At 56.4% G+C, this 22,684-nt stretch carries 24 protein-coding genes; 14 read left to right on the plus strand and 10 right to left on the minus strand.

Annotated features, from left to right (window positions below; translation table 11 throughout):
• Positions 1-94: 94 nt before the first annotated feature.
• The 5 genes from QC816_RS14835 to QC816_RS14855 all read right to left on the minus strand — a co-directional run bounded on the left by QC816_RS14835 (position 95) and on the right by QC816_RS14855 (position 4,392).
• Positions 95-385, minus strand: coding sequence for an EscU/YscU/HrcU family type III secretion system export apparatus switch protein (locus tag QC816_RS14835; RefSeq protein ID WP_066318940.1), 291 nt, complete (start codon positions 383-385; stop codon positions 95-97).
• Complete coding sequence (gene fliK / locus QC816_RS14840; protein ID WP_199284414.1) at positions 372-1,688, minus strand: flagellar hook-length control protein FliK; 1,317 nt, start codon at positions 1,686-1,688, stop codon at positions 372-374. The genes QC816_RS14835 and fliK overlap by 14 nt, the downstream gene beginning before the upstream one ends.
• The gene (locus tag QC816_RS14845; RefSeq protein ID WP_264825289.1) at positions 1,685-2,092 is read right to left on the minus strand and encodes a flagellar protein FliT; all 408 of its coding nucleotides are present in this window, start codon (positions 2,090-2,092) and stop codon (positions 1,685-1,687) included. Before QC816_RS14845 ends, fliK begins: the two co-directional genes overlap by 4 nt.
• A 7-nt stretch (positions 2,093-2,099) precedes the next feature.
• Positions 2,100-2,516 (minus strand): flagellar export chaperone FliS, encoded by a 417-nt coding sequence (gene fliS / locus QC816_RS14850; RefSeq protein WP_085917558.1) that lies wholly within the window; start codon positions 2,514-2,516, stop codon positions 2,100-2,102.
• Positions 2,517-2,700: 184 nt separating this feature from the next.
• A complete protein-coding gene (locus tag QC816_RS14855) occupies positions 2,701-4,392 on the minus strand; it encodes an HD domain-containing phosphohydrolase (protein WP_309783035.1) in 1,692 nt (563 codons plus the stop codon).
• Between the two features lie 334 nt (positions 4,393-4,726).
• On the opposite strand from QC816_RS14855, the gene QC816_RS14860 reads away from it, so the two are divergent.
• Entirely contained in the window at positions 4,727-5,089 is a 363-nt protein-coding gene (locus QC816_RS14860) for a flagellar protein FlaG (RefSeq protein ID WP_253026293.1), read from the plus strand.
• Between the two features lie 69 nt (positions 5,090-5,158).
• On the opposite strand, the gene fliE is transcribed toward QC816_RS14860, so the two are convergent.
• Positions 5,159-5,488, minus strand: coding sequence for a flagellar hook-basal body complex protein FliE (gene fliE / locus QC816_RS14865; RefSeq protein ID WP_066318923.1), 330 nt, complete (start codon positions 5,486-5,488; stop codon positions 5,159-5,161).
• A 255-nt stretch (positions 5,489-5,743) separates the two neighbouring features.
• On the opposite strand from fliE, the gene fliF reads away from it, so the two are divergent.
• From fliF to fliR, 13 genes are all read left to right on the plus strand, one after another.
• Complete coding sequence (fliF, locus tag QC816_RS14870) at positions 5,744-7,501, plus strand: flagellar basal-body MS-ring/collar protein FliF (protein WP_309783038.1); 1,758 nt, start codon at positions 5,744-5,746, stop codon at positions 7,499-7,501.
• On the plus strand, positions 7,494-8,501 hold the full coding sequence (gene fliG, locus QC816_RS14875; protein WP_085917554.1) for a flagellar motor switch protein FliG: 1,008 nt from the start codon (positions 7,494-7,496) through the stop codon (positions 8,499-8,501). The genes fliF and fliG overlap by 8 nt, the downstream gene beginning before the upstream one ends.
• Positions 8,494-9,264, plus strand: a complete 771-nt coding sequence (locus QC816_RS14880; RefSeq protein ID WP_085917696.1) for a flagellar assembly protein FliH — start codon at positions 8,494-8,496, stop codon at positions 9,262-9,264. The genes fliG and QC816_RS14880 overlap by 8 nt, the downstream gene beginning before the upstream one ends.
• 8 nt (positions 9,265-9,272) lie before the next feature.
• The gene (fliI, locus tag QC816_RS14885) at positions 9,273-10,658 is read left to right on the plus strand and encodes a flagellar protein export ATPase FliI (RefSeq protein WP_309783044.1); all 1,386 of its coding nucleotides are present in this window, start codon (positions 9,273-9,275) and stop codon (positions 10,656-10,658) included.
• Positions 10,655-11,107, plus strand: coding sequence for a flagellar export protein FliJ (gene fliJ, locus QC816_RS14890; protein ID WP_199284409.1), 453 nt, complete (start codon positions 10,655-10,657; stop codon positions 11,105-11,107). The genes fliI and fliJ overlap by 4 nt, the downstream gene beginning before the upstream one ends.
• Before the next feature lie 19 nt (positions 11,108-11,126).
• Positions 11,127-12,503, plus strand: coding sequence for a flagellar hook-length control protein FliK (locus QC816_RS14895; protein WP_309783046.1), 1,377 nt, complete (start codon positions 11,127-11,129; stop codon positions 12,501-12,503).
• Positions 12,504-12,669: 166 nt separating this feature from the next.
• A complete protein-coding gene (gene fliL / locus QC816_RS14900; protein WP_085917550.1) occupies positions 12,670-13,146 on the plus strand; it encodes a flagellar basal body-associated protein FliL in 477 nt (158 codons plus the stop codon).
• A gap of 21 nt (positions 13,147-13,167) precedes the next feature.
• Positions 13,168-14,223, plus strand: a complete 1,056-nt coding sequence (gene fliM / locus QC816_RS14905) for a flagellar motor switch protein FliM (protein WP_085917549.1) — start codon at positions 13,168-13,170, stop codon at positions 14,221-14,223.
• Positions 14,220-14,759 (plus strand): flagellar motor switch protein FliN, encoded by a 540-nt coding sequence (fliN, locus tag QC816_RS14910; RefSeq protein ID WP_085917548.1) that lies wholly within the window; start codon positions 14,220-14,222, stop codon positions 14,757-14,759. The genes fliM and fliN overlap by 4 nt, the downstream gene beginning before the upstream one ends.
• Positions 14,756-15,208, plus strand: coding sequence for a flagellar biosynthetic protein FliO (fliO, locus tag QC816_RS14915; protein WP_085917547.1), 453 nt, complete (start codon positions 14,756-14,758; stop codon positions 15,206-15,208). The genes fliN and fliO overlap by 4 nt, the downstream gene beginning before the upstream one ends.
• Positions 15,209-15,255: 47 nt before the next feature.
• Complete coding sequence (gene fliP, locus QC816_RS14920; RefSeq protein WP_139839345.1) at positions 15,256-15,984, plus strand: flagellar type III secretion system pore protein FliP; 729 nt, start codon at positions 15,256-15,258, stop codon at positions 15,982-15,984.
• A 25-nt stretch (positions 15,985-16,009) separates the two neighbouring features.
• On the plus strand, positions 16,010-16,279 hold the full coding sequence (gene fliQ, locus QC816_RS14925) for a flagellar biosynthesis protein FliQ (protein ID WP_066318890.1): 270 nt from the start codon (positions 16,010-16,012) through the stop codon (positions 16,277-16,279).
• Between the two features lie 4 nt (positions 16,280-16,283).
• Entirely contained in the window at positions 16,284-17,075 is a 792-nt protein-coding gene (gene fliR / locus QC816_RS14930; RefSeq protein WP_309783051.1) for a flagellar biosynthetic protein FliR, read from the plus strand.
• Between the two features lie 108 nt (positions 17,076-17,183).
• Here the strand turns inward: fliR and flgL are convergent, their stop codons facing one another.
• From flgL to QC816_RS14950, 4 genes are all read right to left on the minus strand, one after another.
• Positions 17,184-18,479, minus strand: coding sequence for a flagellar hook-associated protein FlgL (gene flgL, locus QC816_RS14935; RefSeq protein ID WP_309783052.1), 1,296 nt, complete (start codon positions 18,477-18,479; stop codon positions 17,184-17,186).
• A gap of 17 nt (positions 18,480-18,496) precedes the next feature.
• A complete protein-coding gene (gene flgK / locus QC816_RS14940; RefSeq protein ID WP_309783054.1) occupies positions 18,497-20,488 on the minus strand; it encodes a flagellar hook-associated protein FlgK in 1,992 nt (663 codons plus the stop codon).
• A gap of 63 nt (positions 20,489-20,551) precedes the next feature.
• The gene (gene flgJ, locus QC816_RS14945) at positions 20,552-21,583 is read right to left on the minus strand and encodes a flagellar assembly peptidoglycan hydrolase FlgJ (RefSeq protein WP_199284406.1); all 1,032 of its coding nucleotides are present in this window, start codon (positions 21,581-21,583) and stop codon (positions 20,552-20,554) included.
• Positions 21,583-22,659 (minus strand): flagellar basal body P-ring protein FlgI, encoded by a 1,077-nt coding sequence (locus tag QC816_RS14950; protein ID WP_422823750.1) that lies wholly within the window; start codon positions 22,657-22,659, stop codon positions 21,583-21,585. The genes flgJ and QC816_RS14950 overlap by 1 nt, the downstream gene beginning before the upstream one ends.
• Positions 22,660-22,684 lie beyond the last annotated feature (25 nt).

A 22,684-nucleotide genomic window follows, 5' to 3' on the forward strand; every position in this document is an offset into this window, starting at 1 on the left:
CGAAACTGACGCCTCTATTAGGGTGGTAATGGCGCCATGAGTGATTTTTTCATACTGACCCAAACTTCATGGTTGCATACCACGTTTACATTGGCTACTCAGCCTTCTCACGCTTGTGTAGCCCAGCCTCCGACAATTCAAATACCCATACCAACAGTTCAGCAATCACCTGATACAGGTTGGCAGGAATCTCTGCATCCAAATCCAGTTGCATCAATAGCGCGACAAGCTCCGGCGCATCATGCACATAAATACCCTGACGCTGTGCCTCGGCCATGATGCGTTCGGCCAGATCGCCATAGCCCTTGGCCACTACCCGTGGCGCTCGTTCATGATCCTGATAAGCCAACGCCACCGCTTGACGCCGCGATTCATCCGAAGACATCCGGGGCCTCCTCGACGTAGCGTGCACGCACCTGAACCTTGCGCAGATCCAGCGCCTCCAGACGCGACTCAAGCGCAGGAACGCCGGCCTCAAGGCGTTGATGCACTTGCGCTTCACTGGCGGTTAAGTCGATGTTCAAGACACCTCGATACAGTCGCAGTGACACGCTAAAAGCACCAAAACCAGGCACATCAAGCTGCATGTCGGACTGCCAGCTATCATCAGACGACCGCTGCTCTTCGCCGTCTTCCTGATGCTGCCCGCGTGTCGGCAGATTAATCGCCAGCGCCATGAAAATACCCGCCCACACGTCACCTTCCCACCGGATCGTGGGTGTCACCAGCATTTCAAGCTGTTGACGCACCAAGCTTTGCAGACTTTCATGCACCACTTCGCGTGGCTGGCGATTGGGCATGACATCCAGGGTGGTGTCGCGGGCCAAACGCGCATCAATGTTCGCTTGTGGCGACTCTTTCGCATGGGGGGCGAGTTCAGCCGTGTTAAATGTTCCTGGACTGCCCACCGGCGACTGAATCGTAGCGGGTGTGTTAACCACCGGGGCACGCGCCGCCGCAGATTCACTGGCTGCAGGTATTAACGATGTGTTGGGTAGGATAGCGGCGTTACCCGGCGGCGGTGGCGCTACCAGCAATGGCGAGGTGGCGCCGGGCACCATACCGGATGACGATATTCCACTCCCACCACCTTGCGGCACCAGACCTGCACCCAGCGCTGTCGACGCCAAAGGCGTTGGTACCGAGGCGCGCGGACCAGGCTGCATTTGCGGCTCTCTCAATAGCTGCTGCCGATTGGCCTCACCTTGAAACCAGCGTTTGAGATGTGCCTCGTAAAACAGGCCACTGTCCCGCACGCTGGCTTCAAGCCGCGCCGCCAACTGTGTCGATGATGGTGACTCGGCCGCATTCATCAACGGCGCTTCGGCACGCATGACGGTGGGTGGCGCGGGAAAGCGAAGCAATACATCCGCAATACTGCGTGCCGCTGGGCTAAAGTGGGTCTGAGTTGAGCCAGGCGGCAATGCCTGAGCATCACCTCGCTGAGGCTGTCGCCCGCCGTCAAGCTGAGACGGCAAACCCCTCATATCCCGTAGTGCTGTATCACGCAGCGCTGTAGAAGCAGGGTCACGTCCATCCAGCCGCGCATCCCCCATCAGGGCGCGCGGGCCTTCACCCGGCACTACCGGTTTAATCGGCTGATCCATTAACCGCTGGTTCGACACATCGCCCCGGCGCCCCAGCACCTGATGAAGCAGGGTATCGATCAGCGGATTAATGGTACTCACGACGACCTCGGCGCCTGGTCATCATTACCGCCAAGCTCATTACCACCTGCCTGCTGTGGCGCATAGGCACGGTGTAAATTGCGCTGACGTTGAGACACATTGATTAACCGCCCCAACTCATCACGACGGGCAATAAGCTGCCGACGGATCTCCACGTCCTGCTCCAGAATCGCTTCCAGCAGCTCTGCTTTACGCTGCTGCGCAGAAGACTCGAGCGTCACCGAGGAGTCCAGCTCGCGCAACTTTTCAACCAGCAGGACATAGTGAGTCCGCTGATCGATCAACTCTGCCCACTGATCATTATCGGCCAGTTCGTGCATATACATAACGCTGTCGAGTAGCGCTGTATAGGTATCAATGAGCGTCTGTTGCGCGTCATCTCGCGTCGTGGTGGAAGCCGCCATTAGTGCCTCATGCAGATTGCTGTTGGCCAATTTCGCGCCATGCAGAGGCAATATCCTCAAGCAGCCGCTCGGCTTCGTCCAAGCTCGCTTCGTCATTGCGCAAATTAGCTGTCAACAACAGGCGTGCAATATAGTTGTACAAAGCGCCTAGTTGCTCTGCAATATCGCCGCCCTGCTCGCGATCAAGTGCCGCCGCCAGGCCATTGTTGACGATATCAAGCGCTTTCGAAATGGACCGCCCTTTCTCAGCCGAGTTACCCGCCTGCATATGGATACGGGCGGCGCGAATGGCGGCTTGCGCACCATCAAAAAGCATAACGATCAGCTGATGGGGATCAGCCGACATCACGCCGCTTTCAACGCCAACCCTTGCATACGCATTGGCTCCTCGGCCATAGGCGGCTGCACCGCGCGAGTACGTCATACGTGCTACTCCTCATCCCGTGGCGACCGGATGCGGCCAGCCACTAAGCAAATTACCGGCAAGCATCAAGCATATCGCTGGGAATGCCTGCCTTAATTGATTATCGGCGAGCGCCAAAGCGACTTTAGTGCTTCAAGGTGTTTTTCTTTGTCTGGCGCTCGTAAGCCCTCTGTCAACGCCATGGCTATGTCGAGACGGCCACTTCGCTCACCGGACGCCCCAGCTTCTCGACAACATTACCGCGTATTGTCTCACCCAGGTTATCGCGCATCGGTGCATTCGCTGACGTCGCCAGCTGAACCTCCGTGAGATCACCCTCCTCATCAATACGCAATACCCACGCCAGCTGCTCACTGGAAAAGCGCACCAAGGCGCCAACCGGCAAGGACTTAAAGTGCCCCACATAACGCTTGATCCAGTGTGGGTCAAACTGTTGGGAATGGGTCAACAGATGGCGGTAAATTTGCTGTGCCGTTTTCGCGGGACGATCACTTCGGTCGCGCCGCAGGGCTTCCGCGACATCCACAATGGCGCTGGCCTTGGCAAGCTCGTTCAACGATTCTCCCGACACACCGTCTGGATAGCCGCTACCGTCCATGCGCTCGTTGATACCGCCGATCACGGCAGACGCAACACTCTGAGACAGCCACTGGCAACTCTCCAATCGCTCTAACACAAGCGAAACGTGTTCGCTCAATGCCTGGCGATGCGTCGCCTCGAAGTGAGCCGCCTTGAACAACACCTGAGGCACCAGCGCCTTTCCCAGATCATGAACCAGGCCGCTTGCCACGACCGCTTTGCGCACATCGCGGGGCATACCAGCGCCTACCAAATCCAGCAAGTGAACCGCCACGGCAATACCATGGCGAACCAGCAGCGGCTCGGGCGACAGACACCGACAAGCGAAAAGCAGCGATTCACGATCCTCTTCATGCAGCCCCATCAACCGGTCGGCGTATAAGGAAAGCTGGCGCGAGTCGATATCGCTTCCTTGCTGCAGCGACAGCATTTGCCCATCCAGGAAAGCGGCAACCTTGACCAGGCGGCGAGCCATGGGCGTGGCATAGCGCTTTACGTCGCGTCGCCCGACATGCTCACCGGCACCCACTCGCCCAGCTGGCGAGGTAAACAAGGGCGATGGCTGACGCCCCTCACGATCCTCTTTGGCATAACGGGCCGACTCGCGCTCGATTTCACATACGAAATACCAGACCTGACGCTCCTGATCGGCACTGCATGAACCGAAATAAAACCCGACGCGCAGCAAATTTCGCTCCGGGTCCGGGCGCTGATGGCGAGCCAAGGCCTGAATCTCAAAGTGCGTCCCGTCGGGAAATTCAAAGGCAATATCCAATGGCCCCTCAGCGGTTGACAGCATGCCGCTTGCCGTCATTGGCAGCTCCAACTGGCAACCCTGCTGGGATAAGTCGCGCAGCTCGCCATGAATAGCCTCCTGGCCTGGCATGCTGACGTTGGCGGCCACGGGCATGCCAATGCGTAGCTCAGCGCGAAAAGCCTCACGCCGCTGAAGTACGTCCAGATACGACGGATAATCACTACAGCACAGAAAACGCCCACCAGAACGGCGAGTTTCGGTCAACGATAGCAACGGTGTGCGCAGCACCTTACCTTGCGTTTCCCCCACCAGATAAAACGCCTCACCCTGCTGAAGACGACCGAGCAGGTAATCTACCGACGAAAGATCCAATACCAGGGTTTCGCCCTTGTGCTGCTCCATCAGCACGACCGGTTCCGGTCGCCGATCATCACCCTCCAAGCAAAGCGACGCGCCGCCGCTTTCCACCAATGTATCCAACAGCGACGCCACCGCTACCGGGTTTACAACTCGCTCATATTCTTCCTCAAGGGCCACCATGCTCTCCTTACCTCTCCCATTGCCTCAGCGGATTATGCGCAAAGCGCTACACAATACCAGAAGCTGACGACAACAAGGATGCGCCACCCTTCGATGCAAGGTTTCGCTTAGCGACTATCCTAAACGCGACTATGCTAAACAGGGTGACAAAGTTAATTTATCCACCAATACTGCTTTGCCGACACTAAAGTTATCGTTAGCAGGGCCGATCAACATAGCGTAAGTATTAGATGCAAGAGCCTAAAAGTCGCTCCAATAAAGCCTCATGCCAGAAGAACTTATCAACCAGCGCTGGCCATTGGGGGCAGGTACAAAAAACAGGGGAATACGCACCATGAACTCATCCAGCATTGACGCAATCAACCTCGCTCAGACGACTCAGTTGAATATGCTGTCGCCGCGCCAGCGTCTTGACGACGCATTAGAGGTCCTTTCTGCCCCCGGAAGCCAGCTGAGCGAGAACCAGCAGGCTGAACCCACTGCCGGGGAGCTCGTCGAACCCATCCAGCGCATTAATGAAGTGATGCGAGAGCGGGGGATAGAATTTGAAATCAGCGAAGATTTGTCGCGGGTCATCACTCGTGTGGTTGATCGTGATTCGGGTGACGTTATTCGACAGATTCCTGCCGAGGAAGTTATCCGCATTGCCGAACAGCTACAGGAAATGCGCGGCCGGTTCATCTCGCTGGAAGCTTGAACCACTGACACAAAAACCCGCTACTAACAGACCGCAATCAACAGGCGTAGCACAAAGTGCGTTACGGGGTTACACCTGCATATTCATAACATCCCGGTAGGCTGACACCAGGCGATTGCGCACCTGTAACCCCATCTGAGAGGCAACACTCGCCTTCTGCATATCAATCATGACATCCGCCAATTCGAGGTTGGGGTCCCCCGCCTGAAACGCCTTCGCCTTGTTGTTGGCATCCAGCTTTAGCTGATTGATGCGCTGAATGGACGCCTGCAGCTCACCGCCAAAACTGCCATGCCCTGCCGACTGGACAAGTGCACCACTTTGCATTGGCTGATTTGCCGCCTGGCTGGCCAACCCCTGCATCTGCTGCAGCGTTGCCTGTATTGCAGGAGTACTCATGTTATCGCCTCAAGCAGTAAAATGGCTGAACGTACGAAGCCTATCACCAGTATGACAAAGCTCATACGGACAATTACGTACAAAAAGCCAAGCTTTTCGTTCCTTTATGGTTGCCCAGCCACCGGATAATGGCGTTCATCATAATTACGCCTCATCTTTTCGGCGGATAACCGCGATTGACGGAATTTAGCCTATGCCTTCTATGGTGATGTGCCTGGGCAGCTACCTGTTTTGCTTGTCCCAAGGGAGGGATTCATGAGCGAAGCGGGTGCTGCGGCGGGCCGTCAGACGAACACTACCACGCCCTCAGCTCGTGACGGCGCAGGTAATGATAATACGAAAACTTCCTTTGCTGACCGCGTGCTGTCTCAGTTGCGCGGCAATCCGCTTGTCGCTCTGCTGGTGGCTGGCGCCGCGACCATTGCCGTGATTGCCGTCCTGATGATGTGGGCAAGCAGTCCCGACTATCGCGTGCTGTACAACAATCTTGATGAGGCGGACGGCGGCCGCATTATTACCGAACTTGATGGTCGCGGCGTGCCTTATCGCTTCAGCGACAACGGTCAGGCGTTGATGGTTCCCGGCGATCAGGTGCACTCTCTGCGCCTCTATCTTGCTGAGCAGGGCCTCCCACAGGGGGGGAATGTTGGCCTGGAACTCATGGACAACCAGGCGTTCGGGATCAGTCAGTTCGCCGAGCAGGTCAATTATCAACGGGGACTGGAAGGTGAGCTAAGCCGTTCCATTGAGTCATTAGGGCCTGTAGAAGGCGTTCGTGTTCACCTGTCGATGGCCAAGCCCTCGGTGTTTATTCGCGATCGAGAGCCCGCGAAGGCGTCGGTGGTACTGACCCTGTTGCCCGGGCGCGTACTTGGCGATGGCCAGGTTAGCGCCATTATTCACATGGTATCGAGCAGCGTGCCTGAGCTGGCGCCCGAAGATGTCTCCGTGGTCAACCAAAATGGCCGCTTACTGTCGGCAGACGTCGGCGGCAATAATGACCTTGATGGTAGCCAACTGGAATATCTGGCTGAGGTCGAGCGTTCTTATCAGCGGCGTATCGAGAACATCCTCACACCGATTCTCGGCGAAGAAAACGTGCGCGCTCAGGTAGCCGCTCAGGTGGACTTCTCCCAGCGGGAAGAAACGTCTGAACGCTACGGCCCCAATCAACCGCCTAACGAAGCCGCCGTTCGCAGCCGCCAGTTAAGCCTGTCGTATGACGGTGAAAACCTACTGAGCTCCGGCATCCCTGGCGCACTCAGCAACACCCCGCCTGGAACAGCGCCCTCCCCCATCAATCAGCCTGATGAGGACGCTGAAGGTGACGAAGACGGCGAAGAAGCCCCTGAAGATGCCCTTCGCAACCTGCAGCAAGACGATGTCGTCAATTACGAAGTTGACCGCAGTATTGAGCACGTTCAACACCGGCTGGGTCGCGTTGAGCGCCTGACGGCCGCGGTTGTCGTGAACTACCGTGAAACCATCAACGAAGAAGGTGAGCCAGAGCAGGTGCCTCTCTCGAACGAGGAAGTGCAACAGATCGAGCGCCTGGTGCGCCGGTCGATGGGCTTCTCTGAAGCGCGCGGTGACGCAATCGATGTGGTCAACACCCCGTTTGTCGATATGGAAGAGGACACCCGTGAAACGCCCGAGTGGTGGCAGCGTCAGGGGACTCTTGAGCTGGCAGCGCAGCTGGGCCGTTACCTGCTCGTCGCGCTTGCCGCGCTGCTGCTGTACCTGCTGATACTAAGACCGCTCATCAAGCGCTATACCGAATCGCCTGTCATGTCGACAGCCACGCCTGGCGCAGGCGTTCAGGCTCGGGTTGGGGATGATGAAGATGAGTCGGTAGAAAACGAAGAAGACGCCGACGAGACATACCAAAAGCCGAAACGCCGGCGCAAGACATCGCTGTACGAACACAACCTCAACGACCTGCGCGAAATGGCGCAAGAGGATCCCCGCATGGTAGCGATGATCGTGCGCAGCTGGATGAATGCCAATGAGTAATGTAGTTGCCAATATGGGCGGCGCCCGCAAGAGCGCCATCCTGTTACTCGCCCTGGACGAGGACAGCGCCGCTGAAGTGTTCAAGTACATGAACGCCTCGGAAGTCCAGGAAATCAGTATGGAAATGACCCGCCTTCAGCAAGTCTCCCACGACGACATGAAAGCGGTGCTTGAGGCATTCCATAAAGAGACGGAAGAGTTTGTCGCGCTCAACCTTAACTCCAGCGAGCATATTCGCTCGGTGCTTACCAAGGCGCTGGGCAGCGACCGAGCGTCCAGCCTGATTGAAGACATCCTGGAAAGCAGCGCTGAGACCTCCGGGATCGACTCGCTCAACCTGATGGAAGCCTCGATGGTCGCCGAACTCATCCGCGATGAGCACCCGCAGATCATTGCCACCATCCTGGTCCATCTGGATCGTCACCAGGCGTCAGATGTGCTTGAACTATTTGAAGAGAAACAGCGCAACGACGTGGTATTACGTATCGCCACCTTCAGTGGCGTTCAGCCCGCTGCCCTGCAGGAGTTGACCGAGGTCCTCTCCAGCATGCTCGATGGCCAGAACCTCAAGCGCAGCAAAATGGGTGGCGTAAGAACGGCAGCGGAAATTCTCAACCTGATGAATTCGTCTCAGGAAGAAACGGCGATCGAAACCGTACGTTCACACAGCGAAGATCTGGCACAAAAAATTATCGACGAGATGTTCCTGTTCGAGAACTTGCTCGACCTGGACAACCGCGCGATCCAGATGGTCCTGCAGGAAGTCGAGACCAATTCGCTGGTGATCGCCCTCAAGGGCGCCCAGGACGCCCTGGTGGACAAGTTCCTGCGCAATATGTCTCAACGTGCTGCTGACCTGGTCCGCGAGGACATGGAAGCCCGCGGACCCATTCGCGTGTCTCAGGTTGAAGCCGAGCAGAAGACGGTTCTTCAGGTAGTGCGCCGCCTGGCGGATTCGGGTGAAATCGTCCTGGCAGGAGGAGATGATGAATATGTCTGAGACCCAATCGCCGCAGTTCGATCGTCACCAACAGTGGCGGCGCTGGCAGATGGATGAGCTCCTCCGCCCGGCCGGCCCTGGCGAACATGAGACCTCAGCGTCGGCATCGTCCCACCAGCGTAAGATCGACGCCGCTCAGAAAGCCGCCAAGGAGGCACAGCGGCGCGAAGAACAGGCGCGCCAGGCAGAATACGACAAACTACGCGAGCAAGCCGAAGCTGACGGTTACCAGGCTGGCCTCGCTAGCGGTCATGAAGAGGGCTTTGCAAAAGGCCTTGAGGAAGGCCGCCAGCAGGCCGAGCAGGAACTCGCTCAGCGAATAAAAGACACCTTGACTCCGCTTGGCAACCTTGCCAAGCAGTTTTCGGACGCACTCACGCAAATTGACGACGCCATTGCCCATGATCTGGTGGCGTTGGCCACCACAACAGGCAAACAGCTTGCTGCCGAGGCACTGAATGAAACGCCCGAGCGTATTTTGACACTGGTACGCGAGCTACTGCATACCGACCCCCCGCTTGTCGGCCAACAGCGGCTGTGGCTAAACCCTGATGACCACGCGATTGTCGCAGAGCACCTCGGGGTTGAGCTTGAAGCCGCCAACTGGAAACTCCAGCCCGATGATCAACTGGCCCGAGGCGGATGCCGGGTGACCAGCGCTCAAGGCGAGCTCGATGCCACCTTCGAGAGCCGCTGGCAAGCCGTGCAAGCCCAGGAGCGCAAGCGCCAATCCAATCCACCCAAGTCGTCGACGTCGTCATAGGGGCTGCCATGACCACTGCTTGTCCTCACCAATTCCGCTGGCACAAAGCCATCCGCCGCACCACGCAGCGGGTTGGTTCTTTACCGCGTGTGGGCACCAGTGGTCGCGTCATACGGGCAACCGGCATGGTCGTCGAAGTGGTCGGGCTTCGCGTTGCGGTCGGCAGCGCCTGCAAAATCGAACTACCGAAAAGTGATGCGCATCTTGACCAACCTTATGCCGAAGCGGAGGTTGTCGGGTTCGCCGGGGATAAGCTCTACCTGATGCCTCTTGAGCAAATCTCAGGCCTGATGCCCGGCGCCCGCGTATCACCGCTGAGCGACGGAAGCGGCCACAGTGCAAGGCGCTTTCCCATCGGCGAGGAGCTGCTGGGTCGCGTACTTGACGGCAATGGCAATCCGCTTGATGACCGTGAGCACCTGGACGACACTGCCCGCGCCACCCTCGATACGCCACCGCTGAACCCTCTATCCCGGGCGCCCATCGAGTCTCAGATCGATGTCGGCATTCGCTCGATAAACGCACTGCTGAGCGTCGGCCGGGGTCAGCGCATGGGGCTTTTCGCCGGGTCAGGGGTCGGCAAATCGGTGCTTTTGGGCATGATGGCACGCTATACCAAGGCGGATGTCATTGTCGTAGGCCTTATCGGCGAGCGTGGCCGAGAGGTGCAGGATTTCATCGACAATATTCTCGGCCCCGAAGGCCGTCGCCGCGCCGTGGTCGTTGCCGCACCGGCTGATACGTCGCCCCTGCAGCGCCTCCAGGGGGCCGCCTACGCCACGCGGCTGGCCGAAGGGTTTCGCGATGAAGGCCGCGACGTTCTACTGATCATGGATTCCTTGACGCGCTTTGCCATGGCCCAGCGCGAGATCGCCCTTGCCATTGGCGAACCTCCGGCCACCAAGGGATATCCGCCGTCGGTCTTTGCCAAGCTGCCTAGCCTGGTCGAGCGCGCAGGTAATGCGGAACGGGGCGGCGGCTCGATTACCGCGTTTTACACTGTCTTGACCGAGGGTGACGATCAACAGGATCCGATCGCGGATTCCGCTCGGGCGATCCTCGATGGTCATATTGTCCTTTCGCGTACGTTAGCCGAAGCAGGCCACTACCCGGCTATCGATATTGAAGCCTCCATCAGCCGCGCCATGACCGCGATCACCGACGAAGCTCAACAACGTCAGTCACGTGTTTTCAAGCAGTACTTCTCGCGTTATCAGCGTAATCGCGACCTGATTAGCGTGGGCGCCTACTCGCCCGGTCACGACCCGCAGCTTGATGAGGCGGTGAAGCGTTTTCCAGAACTTGAGCACTTTCTACAGCAGAATATTAACGAAAGCGCCACCATCGACGCTTCCCGACAAGCCCTGAATGCCCTGGTTGGAGAGTCCGCATGAGCCGAACGCAGCTGGAGATGCTTGCCGATTTAGCCCGTGAAGCCCGCGACCAGGCGGGTATTGCCCTCGCCCAGGAGCGACAGGGGGAACAACAGACAACCGCTCAATTGAATTCGCTAAAGCGCTATCGCGCAGAGTACGCCGAGCGTTTGCAGCAGGCGATGCGCGAAGGAATTGATCCGGCCACGATGTACAACTACCAGCAATTTCTTGGCTCGCTGGATGCTGCATTGGATCGCGCTCGCCATACGCTGGCGGCACAGCAAAAACGCGTGGAAAAACGTCAACAACATTGGCAACAAGAGCAGCGTAAGCTGTCTTCCTACGATACACTGACCTCACGACGGCTAGTGGAAGAACACCGACGCCTTGAGCGTTATGAACAGAAAACCAATGACGATTTGGTGACTAGCCGTTTGGCTCGCCAACGTAATGAGACGCCGCAGTAGCGGTGCCGGGGAACTGAGCATGAATATTCACCAGTTGCTATCAACGACGCAAGGTCAAGCGACCAGCAGCCAGCAAGGCAACGCGACAACAGCTGACAGTGCGCGTGGATTTTTTCAGCAAGCGCTTTCCCAGGCGTCTGCTTCGCCTCATCAACGCCTTGCCAGTGCACAGGTTACCTCCCCCTTAAACCAGGCAGGCAATAGCCCGATGGATAATGGTCAGCCTACAGAGGCAACATCGCTGTCGGCCTGGCTGGAATCACTTGGTTTAGATATTAGCCCTGAGGCCCTGGAGGCACTGGTGGCACGCTTTGCCTCGGACGGTGGCGAGTCAATGCCTGAGGAAATGACCCGCCTTGATGCTTCCAAGAGCCTGGATAACGCCACACTTGATGAAATTGCCCAGCGCCTCGCGCTAATGGCAAACTTCAGTAATACCGCCAGCGAGTCCCAACAGCTCCCGGGCAACGAGGGAGCGGCGCCTACCGCCACCGAGCTTGCCGAACAGCTAGGCATTGAGGAAGGTGAAGCAGAGCAATTGGTGAGCCTGCTCAGTGCCTTTGCTAACTCTCAGGGCCAGACAGCCAACACGACCGATACCCGGCCATCCGGTGCATCGCGAGGACTGAGCGATATCGCACAGGCACTAGGTACTTCGCCTCAAACGGCTGACGCGAGCAAGGGCTCGCGAGCGGAGAGCCTATTAAGCCAGGTCGACGCACGGTCAGCCTCTCGTCAAGGTCCGGACACCTGGGTGAATGCGCTCGACACCTCAGGACGCGCGGCTGACGGAGCTGCCAAAGCCAATCTGGTTTTGCCCACAACGTCCTCGGAAACACTGCTCAACACCCTGTCGTCGAATAACGCCGCGCAATCCAGCGGACAGGCGTCTGCACAAGCGACGAGCGGTCAGCCAACACCGACGAACAGCCTGGGTAGCGCTGCTAACCCGGCCCCTGCCGCGGTCAACACCCCGGTGACCAGCCCCGCCTGGCCGCAGCAACTAGGTCAGCAGCTCGTCCAGTTCGCCCAGCGAGGGGGAGACCAGCTTGTGCAAATGCAACTACATCCCGCCGAGTTGGGTGCTCTCTCCATCTCCTTGAAGTTTGGCGAACAAGGCGCCCAGGCACACTTTTTATCCAGCCACGCCCAGGTTCGCCAGGTCATCGAACAGGCCATTCCCCAGTTGCGTGAGGCGCTGGCAGAGCAGGGTATTTCGCTTGGCGAAACCTCGGTTGGCGAGCAGCGCGAATCAAGCGAGCAGGATTTTGCACAGCAGCAGGCTAGCCCGGGTGGCCAACCCGGCACTGAAGGGGGCGAGGAAGGTAGCGGCTTGGCGCCAACTACCCTTAATGCGCCCATCACAATGGATGGCAGAGTTGATCTGTACGCTTAACCGGATAATTCGCCAGGACAACACGTCTTCCGTGACCATTCAAATGGCACTTGGAAGCTAAGCCAAAAGATAGGCTTGCCAAGCGAGCCTGTTCATTTCATCACTAGCATGCGCTTTAGGCATAATGCCACGTTAACGCCACGCATGGAGATTACGGGAACGACCAATGGCTGAATCAAGCGGCGGACCAAAAAAACTACTTTGGGTCATGATCATTTTAGTACTGCTCTCCTCTGCCGGTGCAGCAGCCGCCATTTATATGGTGCTGGATGAGCGTGATGATGATAATCCAGAAGCCCCCTCCGAGGAGGTTGTAGAGTCAAAGCCACCGGTATTTCTGACCATCGAGCCCTTCACCGTTAATCTGGCTGATGATCGTCATGGTACACGCTTGTTATATGCGGGCATTACGCTTCGCGTGGAAGATGAAGCTACCCGGGAGTTACTGGAAACCCATATGCCACAGGTACGCAGTCGGTTACTGACGGTATTATCGGGTCAGGAGGCCGGCCAGTTGACATCCTCAGAAGGCAAGCAGCAACTAGCCGCCGCCATCAATGAAAGGCTGAGCGAGCCTTTCGACGAGAACCAGCCACCGCCTGAGCTGCGTGAAGTGCTGTTTACTGAATTCATTGTGCAATAATTTCGGGAACTGGAGCCGTTCATGTCGCAGGACGATCTACTGTCCCAGGAAGAAATTGACGCCCTGCTGAAAGGGGTCAGTGGTGATGACGAGTCATCAGCTTCCTCGGCCCAGTCGCAGGATGAATCAAGGATACGGCCTTACGATCCATCCACGCAGCATCGCGTTATTCGCGAGCGACTGCATGCTCTGGACTTCATTAATGAGCGCTTTGCACGTTACTTCCGTACCGGCTTATTCAACTTGCTCCGGCGCAGCGCTGACATAACGGTTGAATCGGTTCGTTACCAGAGCTTTAGCGATTTTTCGCGCAATGTGCCCGTGCCAACCAACCTGAACATCGTCTCGATGCGCCCGCTACGTGGCTCTGGCCTGATCGTATTTCCGCCTAATTTGGTTTTCATGGTGGTCGATAACCTGTTTGGCGGCGACGGACGCTTTGTCACAAAATCGGACGGGCGCGAGTTTACCAATACCGAGCAGCGCATCATCCACCGACTGCTAGGCTTGGCCATTGATGCCTATCAAGAAGCCTGGAAAGTCGTTTATCCGCTGGACATCAGTTTCTTGCGCTCGGAAGTACAGTCAAAATTTGCCAACATTACCAACTCACCCAATGAAATCGTGGTGAACACGAAATTCAATATCGAGGTGGGCAACCTGTCGAGCAATTTTCAGGTCTGCATGCCTTACGCCATGATCGAACCGCTACGCGATCTTCTGGCGAACCCGATCAACGATAGTAACCACGATCAGGACGGCACCTGGTCGCGCCGGATGGCAAGTGAGTTACGCGAGTCGGAAATCGAGTTAGTGGCTGAGTTTGCACAAATACCCAGCCGTATTTCCCATGTCATGGGACTCAAGAAAGGCGACGTACTACCGTTAGAAATTCCCTCTACGGTTACCGCCAACGTTGATGGCGTACCCGTGATGGAGTGCGAGTACGGTAGCCAGCGTCAGCAGCGTGCCTTGCGTGTCAAGCGCTTGATTGATCACGCCGCCATGAACAATGTACCGTCCAACGACTTTGCCAAAGGGTCGACGCGACAGAAAGCCAAGGAATCTAAAGCATGACGGATCCTAAGAAACCCGATCAGAACATCTCTGACGACGACTGGGCATCTGCCATGTCGGAACAGGAGCAGGAAGAAACCGCTGCCTCATCCGAGGCCGCTGACGGGGAGGATGAAGATCCCTGGGCAGCGGCGATGGCAGAACAGCAAGCCGTCGAAGAAGAAGCCTCAGCAGAAGAAGAAAGCGCAGCCGATGAAGCGCCCGCAAGCGAAGCCAAGGCGGCCAGCGACGATGTTTTCCGTCCGCTGACCCAGGAAGGTGGCGCCACGCCTTCGCGCGATCTCGAAATGATCATGGATATTCCGGTCAAGCTGACCGTTGAGCTGGGGCGTACGAAGCTGACCATCAAACAGCTGCTTGAACTGGCGCAAGGGTCGGTGATCGAACTCGACGGGCTCGCCGGTGAGCCCATGGATATCCTGATTAACGGCTATCTGGTGGCTCAAGGGGAAGTCGTTGTTATCGAAGACAAGTATGGCATCCGTATCACCGAAATCATTACGCCGTCTGAGCGCATTCACAAACTGAACCGATGAGCAGTGAAGCCGCTTCAACACAAAATGGGTCGCTCGACGCACTAAGTAGCGGTGGAGATTCCTTGATTGGCATGGCCATGCTGGGCAAGACAGCCGCGGCGCTGGCGCTGGTCATTGCGATCATTTTGCTGTGCACTGCATTGCTCAAGCGCCTCGGCAATGCCAAACGCGCTGGCGGACAGCTTCAGCTGATTAGCAGTATTGCTGTAGGTAATCGTGAACGCGTGGTCATCGTGCAGGTTGAGGATACGTGGTTGGTGTTAGGCGTCGGTAGTGGGCGAATTAACAAACTACACGAGCGACCGGCACCAGCCACACCGCCAGCTGAGACACCTCAGGCACCATCCAGCTTTGCCAAGCGATTTGCCCAGGCACTTGCACACAATGTGACCCAAAAGCGCCGGGGCCAAACGCCCTCACCGACCTCTGATACAGACCGAACCCCATGAGGATTGAAACCTTGCGTCAGCCGCATTATCAGCGGTGGCGGTGGCTCATTGTTATTGGCTTACTGCTGTGCCTCTTGCCGGTCATCGGTTATGCGCAAGAGCTGCCCGGTATCACGACCCAGCCGCTTGAAGATGGCGGCCAGCAGTGGTCGGTTTCTCTACAAACGCTGTTATTTCTAAGTTCGCTGGCATTTCTGCCCTCCATGCTGCTCATGATGACCAGCTTTACGCGCATCATCATTGTGCTGAGCTTGCTGCGCACGGCCATGGGCACTCAGGCGACACCACCCAACCAAGTACTACTGGGCATCGCGCTGTTCTTGACGTTTTTCATCATGTCGCCGGTGTTGGCCCAGGTCTATGACACTGCCTGGGTGCCGTTAAGCGAAGAAACTATCAACTTTGAAGAGTTTTTGCGCCTTGCGCAGGTGCCGTTTCGTGAGTTCATGCTGGCCCAGACCCGCGAGCCCGACTTGGCCCTCTTTGTTCGCCTGGCGGACGTCGGCCCTATGCAGGGACCTGACGATTTGCCAATGCGCGTTTTACTGCCGGCATTTGTTACCAGCGAGCTTAAAACCGCTTTTCAAATCGGCTTTACGATTTTTATTCCTTTCTTGATTATCGATCTGGTCGTTGCGAGTACGTTGATGGCACTGGGCATGATGATGGTTCCGCCGATCACCATTTCGTTGCCATTCAAGCTGATGCTATTTGTTCTGGTCGATGGCTGGCAGCTGATTGTCGGATCGTTGGCTGAAAGCTTCTACATGATATAGCCGTCATTACGACGATGGAGGCCGAATGACCCCTGAAATGGTCATGACGATTGCGTATCAAGGCATGCGAGTAACGCTGTTTCTCGCAGGCCCCATGTTGCTTGCTGCCCTATTTACCGGCTTGATCATCAGCCTTTTTCAAGCCGCGACGCAAATCAATGAGATGACGCTGACGTTCATCCCCAAAATTCTGGCGGTTTTTGCCGTCCTGGTGCTGGCGGGCCCATGGCTTCTTGGGCTGATCACCGATTTTACCCACCGCTTATTCACCAATATTCCCAGCATGGTGATGTAAGCCAATGGTTGAGGTCACCTTTGCCCAGCTACAGGCATGGCTGGTGGCGTTTATCTGGCCGTTTGCCCGCATTACCGCCTTCATGGCGGCTTCACCTCTGTGGGGTCATTCCAGTGTACCCAACCAAGCCAAGGTAGGCCTCGCGGCGGTCGTTGCGGTGGTGATCGCTCCGATCCTCCCTCCCATGCCAGACATACCGCTGATGTCCTGGGCTGGCGCCGGCATCATGGTCGAGCAAATCCTCATTGGCATCGCTATCGGCTTGGTCATGCACATTGTATTCGCCGTGGTTCAAGCCGCCGGGGAATTTATCGGCCTGCAGATGGGGTTGGCATTCGCTAGCTTTTTTGATGCCGCCAGTGGTACCAACATCATGGTCTTATCGCGGATTTTATATATGGTCACGCTGTTGATGTTTCTTGCTCTGAATGGCCACCTGATGGTGCTGGAAACGCTGGTGATGAGCTTTCAGAGTCTGCCCATTGGCATCGGCACGCTTAACCCCAACGCCTTCGAGCTAATGGCACGCTATGCGGGCACCATATTTGCCTCGGGGATGCTGCTGGCCTTGCCACTGGTCGGCTCACTACTGGTCATTAATCTGGCGCTGGGGATTCTGAACCGCTCCGCCCCGCAATTAACGGTGTTCAATATCGGTTTCCCGACGTCATTAACCGTAGGTCTTTTGCTGATGATGGTGCTGATGACAGATCTAGAGCGCTTTTTACAACGCCTGTTCAGCCAGGGAATCGACTTCATGCAGGGGTTGATCGATACCCTCGCACCGTTATCTTGAGCTTTCAACGAACACAGTTCGCACCATACAAAAACCCCTTGCCACCATTGGCAAAGGGCTTTTAATTAACGTTCAACAGAATATGTCGCTTAATGGGCCGGGTTAAGGTTACAGGTAATCAAACAGCGACATACCCTTCACATCAACAAAGGCCTTTTGAGAAGCCTGCAGACCTACCTGGCGTAAACTATATTCGGAAATGGCCTCGTTGTAGTCGAGATCAACCAGGTCCGACAGTGTCTGTTCGTAGTTGAGGCTACGGTTACTGCCCACCGCATCAATCACATCAAGTTCGTTGAGGCGGGCGCCTGCTGATGCGCGTACCGTGAGAACGTTATCCAGCGCATTGTCCAGATCACGCATCGAGGTATTGAGCGTGTTGCGCAAGTCAGCTTTATCGGCGTCAGTCTCAACGGGATTTTCCAATACGCGAATCGCTTCTTCCATGGTGCGGAACAGGTTCGGTTCGCGTTGATCGCTACCCGCCTGAGCTACTAGGATTTCATCGTCAGCTTCTGGTTCACCGTTAAGCGTGATATTCAACCCACCAAACGAAACGCTTTGCCCCTCACCCGTATAGTTACCATCGCTAACTGGAGTGGCCGTATCCCACTCATCGTTGGCAGTGTCAAAGCGTTCTACGCGGTAGTTGAACTCAACGTTGGGATCAGTTGTGTTGTCTGAAAACACAACACGGTAGCTATCACCATAGCCATCGTTATTGACATCGCTGACCTGTGGGCCACCAAACGTCACATTGCCGTTGTTTCTACCACCAGGGCCAGCTATCGAGTCGCCATTATTGTCAGTCTTTACAGACTCAGCCACATAACCTGCGCTGCTGGGCACACTTTTGAAAATGGATTCACCATTTTCAGTGACCGGCATTAGCCTTGATGCATCGACTCGCTGTTCGCGCGCATTGTTGTCGCCTTTATATTCGACATTGCCATCGGCATTTTTGACAAACGGCGGGGCACTATCGGCGTAGCCGCCGAACAGATAGCGACCGTTACCGTCGGTGGCATTGGCCTGGCCAAGCATGGTCTCATAGATACCTTTGAGCTCGCTGGCGATCGAATCGCGGTCGACGTTGCTGAGCGTCTCGCTGGATGCCTGAATCAGCAACGTCTTGGCGCTGGTAACGGCGTCGCTGACGCTGTTGAGGATGCTTTCCGTCTGGGCAAGCGAATTACGCGCCGAGGTGCGGGCATCAGCGTACTGCTCGGTGACCGCCTTAGCCTGGTCAACACCGACGGCGCGCGAGGCGGCTTGAGGGTCGTCGGAAGGATTCACAACGCGACGGCCGCTAGCGATCTGCTGGCTGACTTTCAAAAAATCGCTTTGCTGACGATTCATTGACGCCGTGCTTTGGTCAAACATGGTAACGCTGCTAATACGCATGACTGTCTATCCTCGAATTAACCGCGTAGATTCAGAATGGTGTCCATTATCGTGCCGGCCGTATCAATAACGCGGGCGTTGGCCTGATAGAACTGCTGATAGCGGATCAAGTTGGCGGCTTCTTCGTCCAAATTGACACCGGACTCGGACTGCTGCACCGCGGTTAACTGATCGGTAAGTCCTTGCCGTGCATCCAGGTTCACCTCGGTAATATTGGTACGATTACCCACATCGCTGACCATCGCCCCATAGGCGCCGCTCAACGTGGCACGACCGCCCACAACATTCTGGCTTTGCAGGTCCTGCATCGCTAGCGCATTACGATTATCGCCAGTCGCAAAGACCGTTTGACTCACCGTTAATGACGCCGTTTCGCCTGCCTCAGGGAGCTCAACTATAAAGCTGATACCGTCAACTTCTATCTCATCGCCATCATCCAGCGTGTCGCTAGACGCATCAAAGGGATTACCGTCAACCGTAATCGTTGCCGCCGGCGTCACTGTCAGTGTGCCCTCATCACCAGCAGCGTTCGACTCCACATCAAATTGATATTTTCTATTATCGGTAAAAGCGTCTGAAGATATACCTAAATCGCTAACGTTTAAATCGCCCTCACGCTCAAACGAGTTACCGGTATTGTTGCCTACATTGATAAACCCTGCGTCACCTGCGGCAATCTTGTCGAGGTCGGAGATATTGGCTTCCATACCGGCACCGGCACGACGAACCGGCTGAATTTCAAACTGGTCACCCTCGGCGACAGACGTTCCGCTGCTAAACGAAAGCGTCACGCCGCCAAAGGTAATTTCACCCGAGCCATTGGCAGAATCCCAATTGGTTTGATCCACATAGGTGGCACTGTCAGGATCCGTGCTATCCAGCACTTGGCCGTTGTCGTTTCGCGTCACGACAGGCTCACGGTTTTCGTCAAACGAGACGGTATAGTCCGTGGCACGCAGTCTATCGACCGTCTCTGGATCAAAATCTGCCGACGACAGCAGGTCAGGGTCGCTGTTGCTTTCGTACCCGTAGCCCTGGGGCGAACGAATGTTGAATAAATCCCCGCCCTGATCGCCGTTAAGGTCAACCCCTTGCCTATGCTGCTCGTTGACGGCCATGGACAGCGAAGCAGCCAGCTGGCCGATCTGGTTCTGGGTCTTGTCAAGGGTTTCCTGGCGGAAGTTCATCAACCCACCAAGGGAGCCGCCCACAACCACGCCTTCATCCAACTGTGAAAGATTACCGCCGCCATCCCGGTAGCCGATGACGGTCCGCTGGGGATCGTAGTCAGCCTCCATGGTTTCCAGTTGGAAAGAATCGGTGCCGGTAACCAGGGGCTGACCGTTGGGCAAGCTGACGTTGTAGGTTTTGCCATCCTGAATATTCAGGCGCAGGTCCATTCGCTCGTTCAGGTCAGAGACGAGCTTATCCCGCTGGTTGAGAAGGCTGTTGGGGGCTTCCCCAGTACGGGCACGGGCTAGGGCAATCTCTTTATTGAGGCCGGCTACTTGTTCGGTGGTGTTATTGATCTGGGTAACTTCGTCTTTCAGTTGACTGTTGATATTGGTCTGCATGTCCTGAAGATAGCTGTCGAACGAGCGGAACTGTGCGCTTAACGTTTCAACGTTACCCAACACGCCTTGCCGGGCCGCCGGGTCTGAGGGCGAGCTTGCCAAGTCCTCTAGCGAGGAAAAGAAATTTTGCATCAGCGGCGCTAGCCCCGCGTCGCGATCGGCGAGCAGGTTATCGATCTGGGTCACCTGGTTGTAATAGGTCTCCAGAGCGCTTGACTGCGTCTTGGCACTGTTGAGCTGTTCCGCCACGTATTGATTGAACTGGCGTTCGATATCGTTGACCTGAACACCTGATGTCCCCGCGCTGCTCTCACCCAGTTTGGTGATTTCACGGTTGTAACCAGGGGTGTACACGTTGCTGATATTGTTGCTGGTCGTGTTCAGCGCGTTTTGCGCCGCGTTCAAGCCGCTTAGCCCAACAGAAAACATGCTCATGGTTCGATTCCTTTAGCCGATATTTCTATGATCGGCAGCGCGGTACAAAACTTGAATGATGATCTAACGTGAATCCGCCAGGAAGTCACCGGCATCCGGCATTGGCCCCAGGGTGTCCATCACGCTCACCAGCTTTTCAGCATAGCGGGGGTCAGTTGCATAACCGCCACGCTGCAACTCACGCGCCGCCAGTTCGGCTGACGGCGCCTGTGTCACGCCCGCGTAGCGAGGGTTATTGCCAATCAGGTTGGCATAGTCGGTAAACGCATGCTCATAGGAATCATAAACACGGAAGGTATCGACAATTTTCTGGCGACGCCCATCTATGTATTCGTGCGTCACAACATCCGTTGTGTCGCCATCCCAATGCCCGCCAGCCTTGATGCCAAAGACGTTATGACTATTCCTGCCATTCTGAGTGGCAATTTCATGCTGCCCCCAGCCTGTTTCCAGCGCAGCTTGGGCCAGGATCAATTCAGCGGGAACCCCAGTGGTACGGCTAGCAGCTTGAGCTGAAGGGGCCAATGTGCTCATAAACTGATCAACGTGGGGCAATTGCCCTGTCGCTTGACGCTGGGCCTCGGGCTGCACAGGGGCTACTTCCCCTCTCTGGCCCTGACGTACAGCATCCAACTCAGCCAAGAAGTGACTTTCCGAGCTCGCTTCGGGAACGCGCTCGTCACCAGGATTAAGCGGGCTGTCCAGAACCCGAGGCGTACCTCTTGGAATACCCGCGATCAATGCCTGCATTTGTTGATCACTGGTGGAGGACGTTCCTCCCCCTTTAGCTACCAGGCCTTCCCGCTCCAACTGCTGAACAAGTGCATCCGCAAGTCCAACGCCTCGTGAAGCAATCACCTGTGACCATTGCTGGTCCAGCATCTTTTGGTAGCTATCGGTCGCACTACTGTCCATCAGGCCAGACGTCGGGATCGCATCGCGCATGCTTTTCATCATCATCTGCACGAATAACGCTTCAAACTGTTGAGCGGCTGACTGTACGCCAGCTTCCGGATCCATCTTCGCCGTGTGCTGCATCCGCTGAAAGCCTTGTACATCAAGCGCAAATTGACTGCTCATATCAGTGGCATTCATCAGATGATCTCCAGCTCTGCACGTAGCGATCCCGAGGCCCTTAATGCTTCAAGAATCGACATCAAGTCCTGAGGGGTGGCGCCGAGGGCATTGAGTGCGTTGACAACTTCATTCAGGTCTGCCCCCTCGACCACCTGCAGGAAGGCTTCCTGCTGCTCGATGTCGATATCGGTATCGGGCACCACCGCTGTTTCCCCTTCGCCGAAGGGATTGGGCTGGCTGACGCCAAACTGGGTATCGATCATGATCGAGAGATTGCCGTGGGCGACAGCCGCTTGACGCAGCGTGACCGCGCTGTTCATGACCACCGAGCCGGTCCGCGCATTGAGGACGACACGCGCAGGCGCCTCCATCGGGGTCACATTCACGTTCTCAACCCGGGCCATAAAGTTGACGCGCTCGTTATCGTCTACTGGGCCGTCTAGGGCGATCACCCGGCCATTGCGGCCGTAGGCGACCGACCGACCAAATTCGTTGTTGATGGCGGTTACCATGCGCTGGACGGTGCCAAAATCAGCGTCATCCAGCTGTAGCTCCAGCATGCCGCCATTGCTACCCAAATTGAGCGGCACTTCCTGCTCGACCAGACCGCCGTTGGGAATTCTGCCCGTTGCCTGCTGGTTGATCTGTACGCTACTCCCTCCGGCTTGTGCCCCTGCACCGCCAACCAGCATATTCCCTTGGGCAATGGCATAGGTATCGCCATCGGCGCCTTTCATTGGCGTCATCAAGAGGGTGCCGCCGCGTAGACTCCGCGCGTTGGCTATGGACGAAACCACGACATCCAGCCGCTGACCCGGTCGGGAAAACGGCGGCAGGTCGGCTGTCACCATCACTGCGGCAACGTTACGCAGCTGTAAGTTGGTGCCAGAAGGGACCGTCACGCCCAATTGCGACAGCATGTTGGTCAAACTCTGGCTGGTAAACGGTGCCTGGGTCGTCTGGTCACCAGTGTTGTCCAGCCCCACCACTAACCCGTAACCTACAAGCTGGTTATCCCGCACACCGGCGAAGCTCGCCAGTTCGCGAATACGCTCTGCTTGAACAGGCGTGGCCAGTAGGCAAACCAGCCCCATGATACCAAGTTGCCAGATCCGTTTT

Source organism: Vreelandella janggokensis (assembly GCF_031451615.1).
GTDB classification, from domain to species: Bacteria; Pseudomonadota; Gammaproteobacteria; order Pseudomonadales; family Halomonadaceae; genus Vreelandella; species Vreelandella janggokensis.

What these genes read in the sequence shown, in the direction of transcription:
- QC816_RS14950 (WP_422823750.1), bottom strand. Translation starts at nt 22,659, where the DNA reads ATGGGGCTGGTTTGCCTACTGGCCACGCCTGTTCAAGCAGAGCGTATT.
- fliF (WP_309783038.1), top strand. Translation starts at nt 5,744, where the DNA reads ATGAGCGAAGCGGGTGCTGCGGCGGGCCGTCAGACGAACACTACCACG.
- QC816_RS14895 (WP_309783046.1), top strand. Translation starts at nt 11,127, where the DNA reads ATGAATATTCACCAGTTGCTATCAACGACGCAAGGTCAAGCGACCAGC.
- QC816_RS14835 (WP_066318940.1), bottom strand. Translation starts at nt 385, where the DNA reads ATGTCTTCGGATGAATCGCGGCGTCAAGCGGTGGCGTTGGCTTATCAG.
- flgJ (WP_199284406.1), bottom strand. Translation starts at nt 21,583, where the DNA reads ATGAATGCCACTGATATGAGCAGTCAATTTGCGCTTGATGTACAAGGC.
- fliL (WP_085917550.1), top strand. Translation starts at nt 12,670, where the DNA reads ATGGCTGAATCAAGCGGCGGACCAAAAAAACTACTTTGGGTCATGATC.
- QC816_RS14860 (WP_253026293.1), top strand. Translation starts at nt 4,727, where the DNA reads ATGAACTCATCCAGCATTGACGCAATCAACCTCGCTCAGACGACTCAG.
- fliG (WP_085917554.1), top strand. Translation starts at nt 7,494, where the DNA reads ATGAGTAATGTAGTTGCCAATATGGGCGGCGCCCGCAAGAGCGCCATC.
- fliE (WP_066318923.1), bottom strand. Translation starts at nt 5,488, where the DNA reads ATGAGTACTCCTGCAATACAGGCAACGCTGCAGCAGATGCAGGGGTTG.
- flgL (WP_309783052.1), bottom strand. Translation starts at nt 18,479, where the DNA reads ATGCGTATTAGCAGCGTTACCATGTTTGACCAAAGCACGGCGTCAATG.
- fliO (WP_085917547.1), top strand. Translation starts at nt 14,756, where the DNA reads ATGAGCAGTGAAGCCGCTTCAACACAAAATGGGTCGCTCGACGCACTA.
- QC816_RS14855 (WP_309783035.1), bottom strand. Translation starts at nt 4,392, where the DNA reads ATGGTGGCCCTTGAGGAAGAATATGAGCGAGTTGTAAACCCGGTAGCG.
- QC816_RS14845 (WP_264825289.1), bottom strand. Translation starts at nt 2,092, where the DNA reads ATGGCGGCTTCCACCACGACGCGAGATGACGCGCAACAGACGCTCATT.
- fliN (WP_085917548.1), top strand. Translation starts at nt 14,220, where the DNA reads ATGACGGATCCTAAGAAACCCGATCAGAACATCTCTGACGACGACTGG.
- fliI (WP_309783044.1), top strand. Translation starts at nt 9,273, where the DNA reads ATGACCACTGCTTGTCCTCACCAATTCCGCTGGCACAAAGCCATCCGC.
- fliQ (WP_066318890.1), top strand. Translation starts at nt 16,010, where the DNA reads ATGACCCCTGAAATGGTCATGACGATTGCGTATCAAGGCATGCGAGTA.
- QC816_RS14880 (WP_085917696.1), top strand. Translation starts at nt 8,494, where the DNA reads ATGTCTGAGACCCAATCGCCGCAGTTCGATCGTCACCAACAGTGGCGG.
- fliS (WP_085917558.1), bottom strand. Translation starts at nt 2,516, where the DNA reads ATGACGTACTCGCGCGGTGCAGCCGCCTATGGCCGAGGAGCCAATGCG.
- fliR (WP_309783051.1), top strand. Translation starts at nt 16,284, where the DNA reads ATGGTTGAGGTCACCTTTGCCCAGCTACAGGCATGGCTGGTGGCGTTT.
- flgK (WP_309783054.1), bottom strand. Translation starts at nt 20,488, where the DNA reads ATGAGCATGTTTTCTGTTGGGCTAAGCGGCTTGAACGCGGCGCAAAAC.
- fliM (WP_085917549.1), top strand. Translation starts at nt 13,168, where the DNA reads ATGTCGCAGGACGATCTACTGTCCCAGGAAGAAATTGACGCCCTGCTG.
- fliJ (WP_199284409.1), top strand. Translation starts at nt 10,655, where the DNA reads ATGAGCCGAACGCAGCTGGAGATGCTTGCCGATTTAGCCCGTGAAGCC.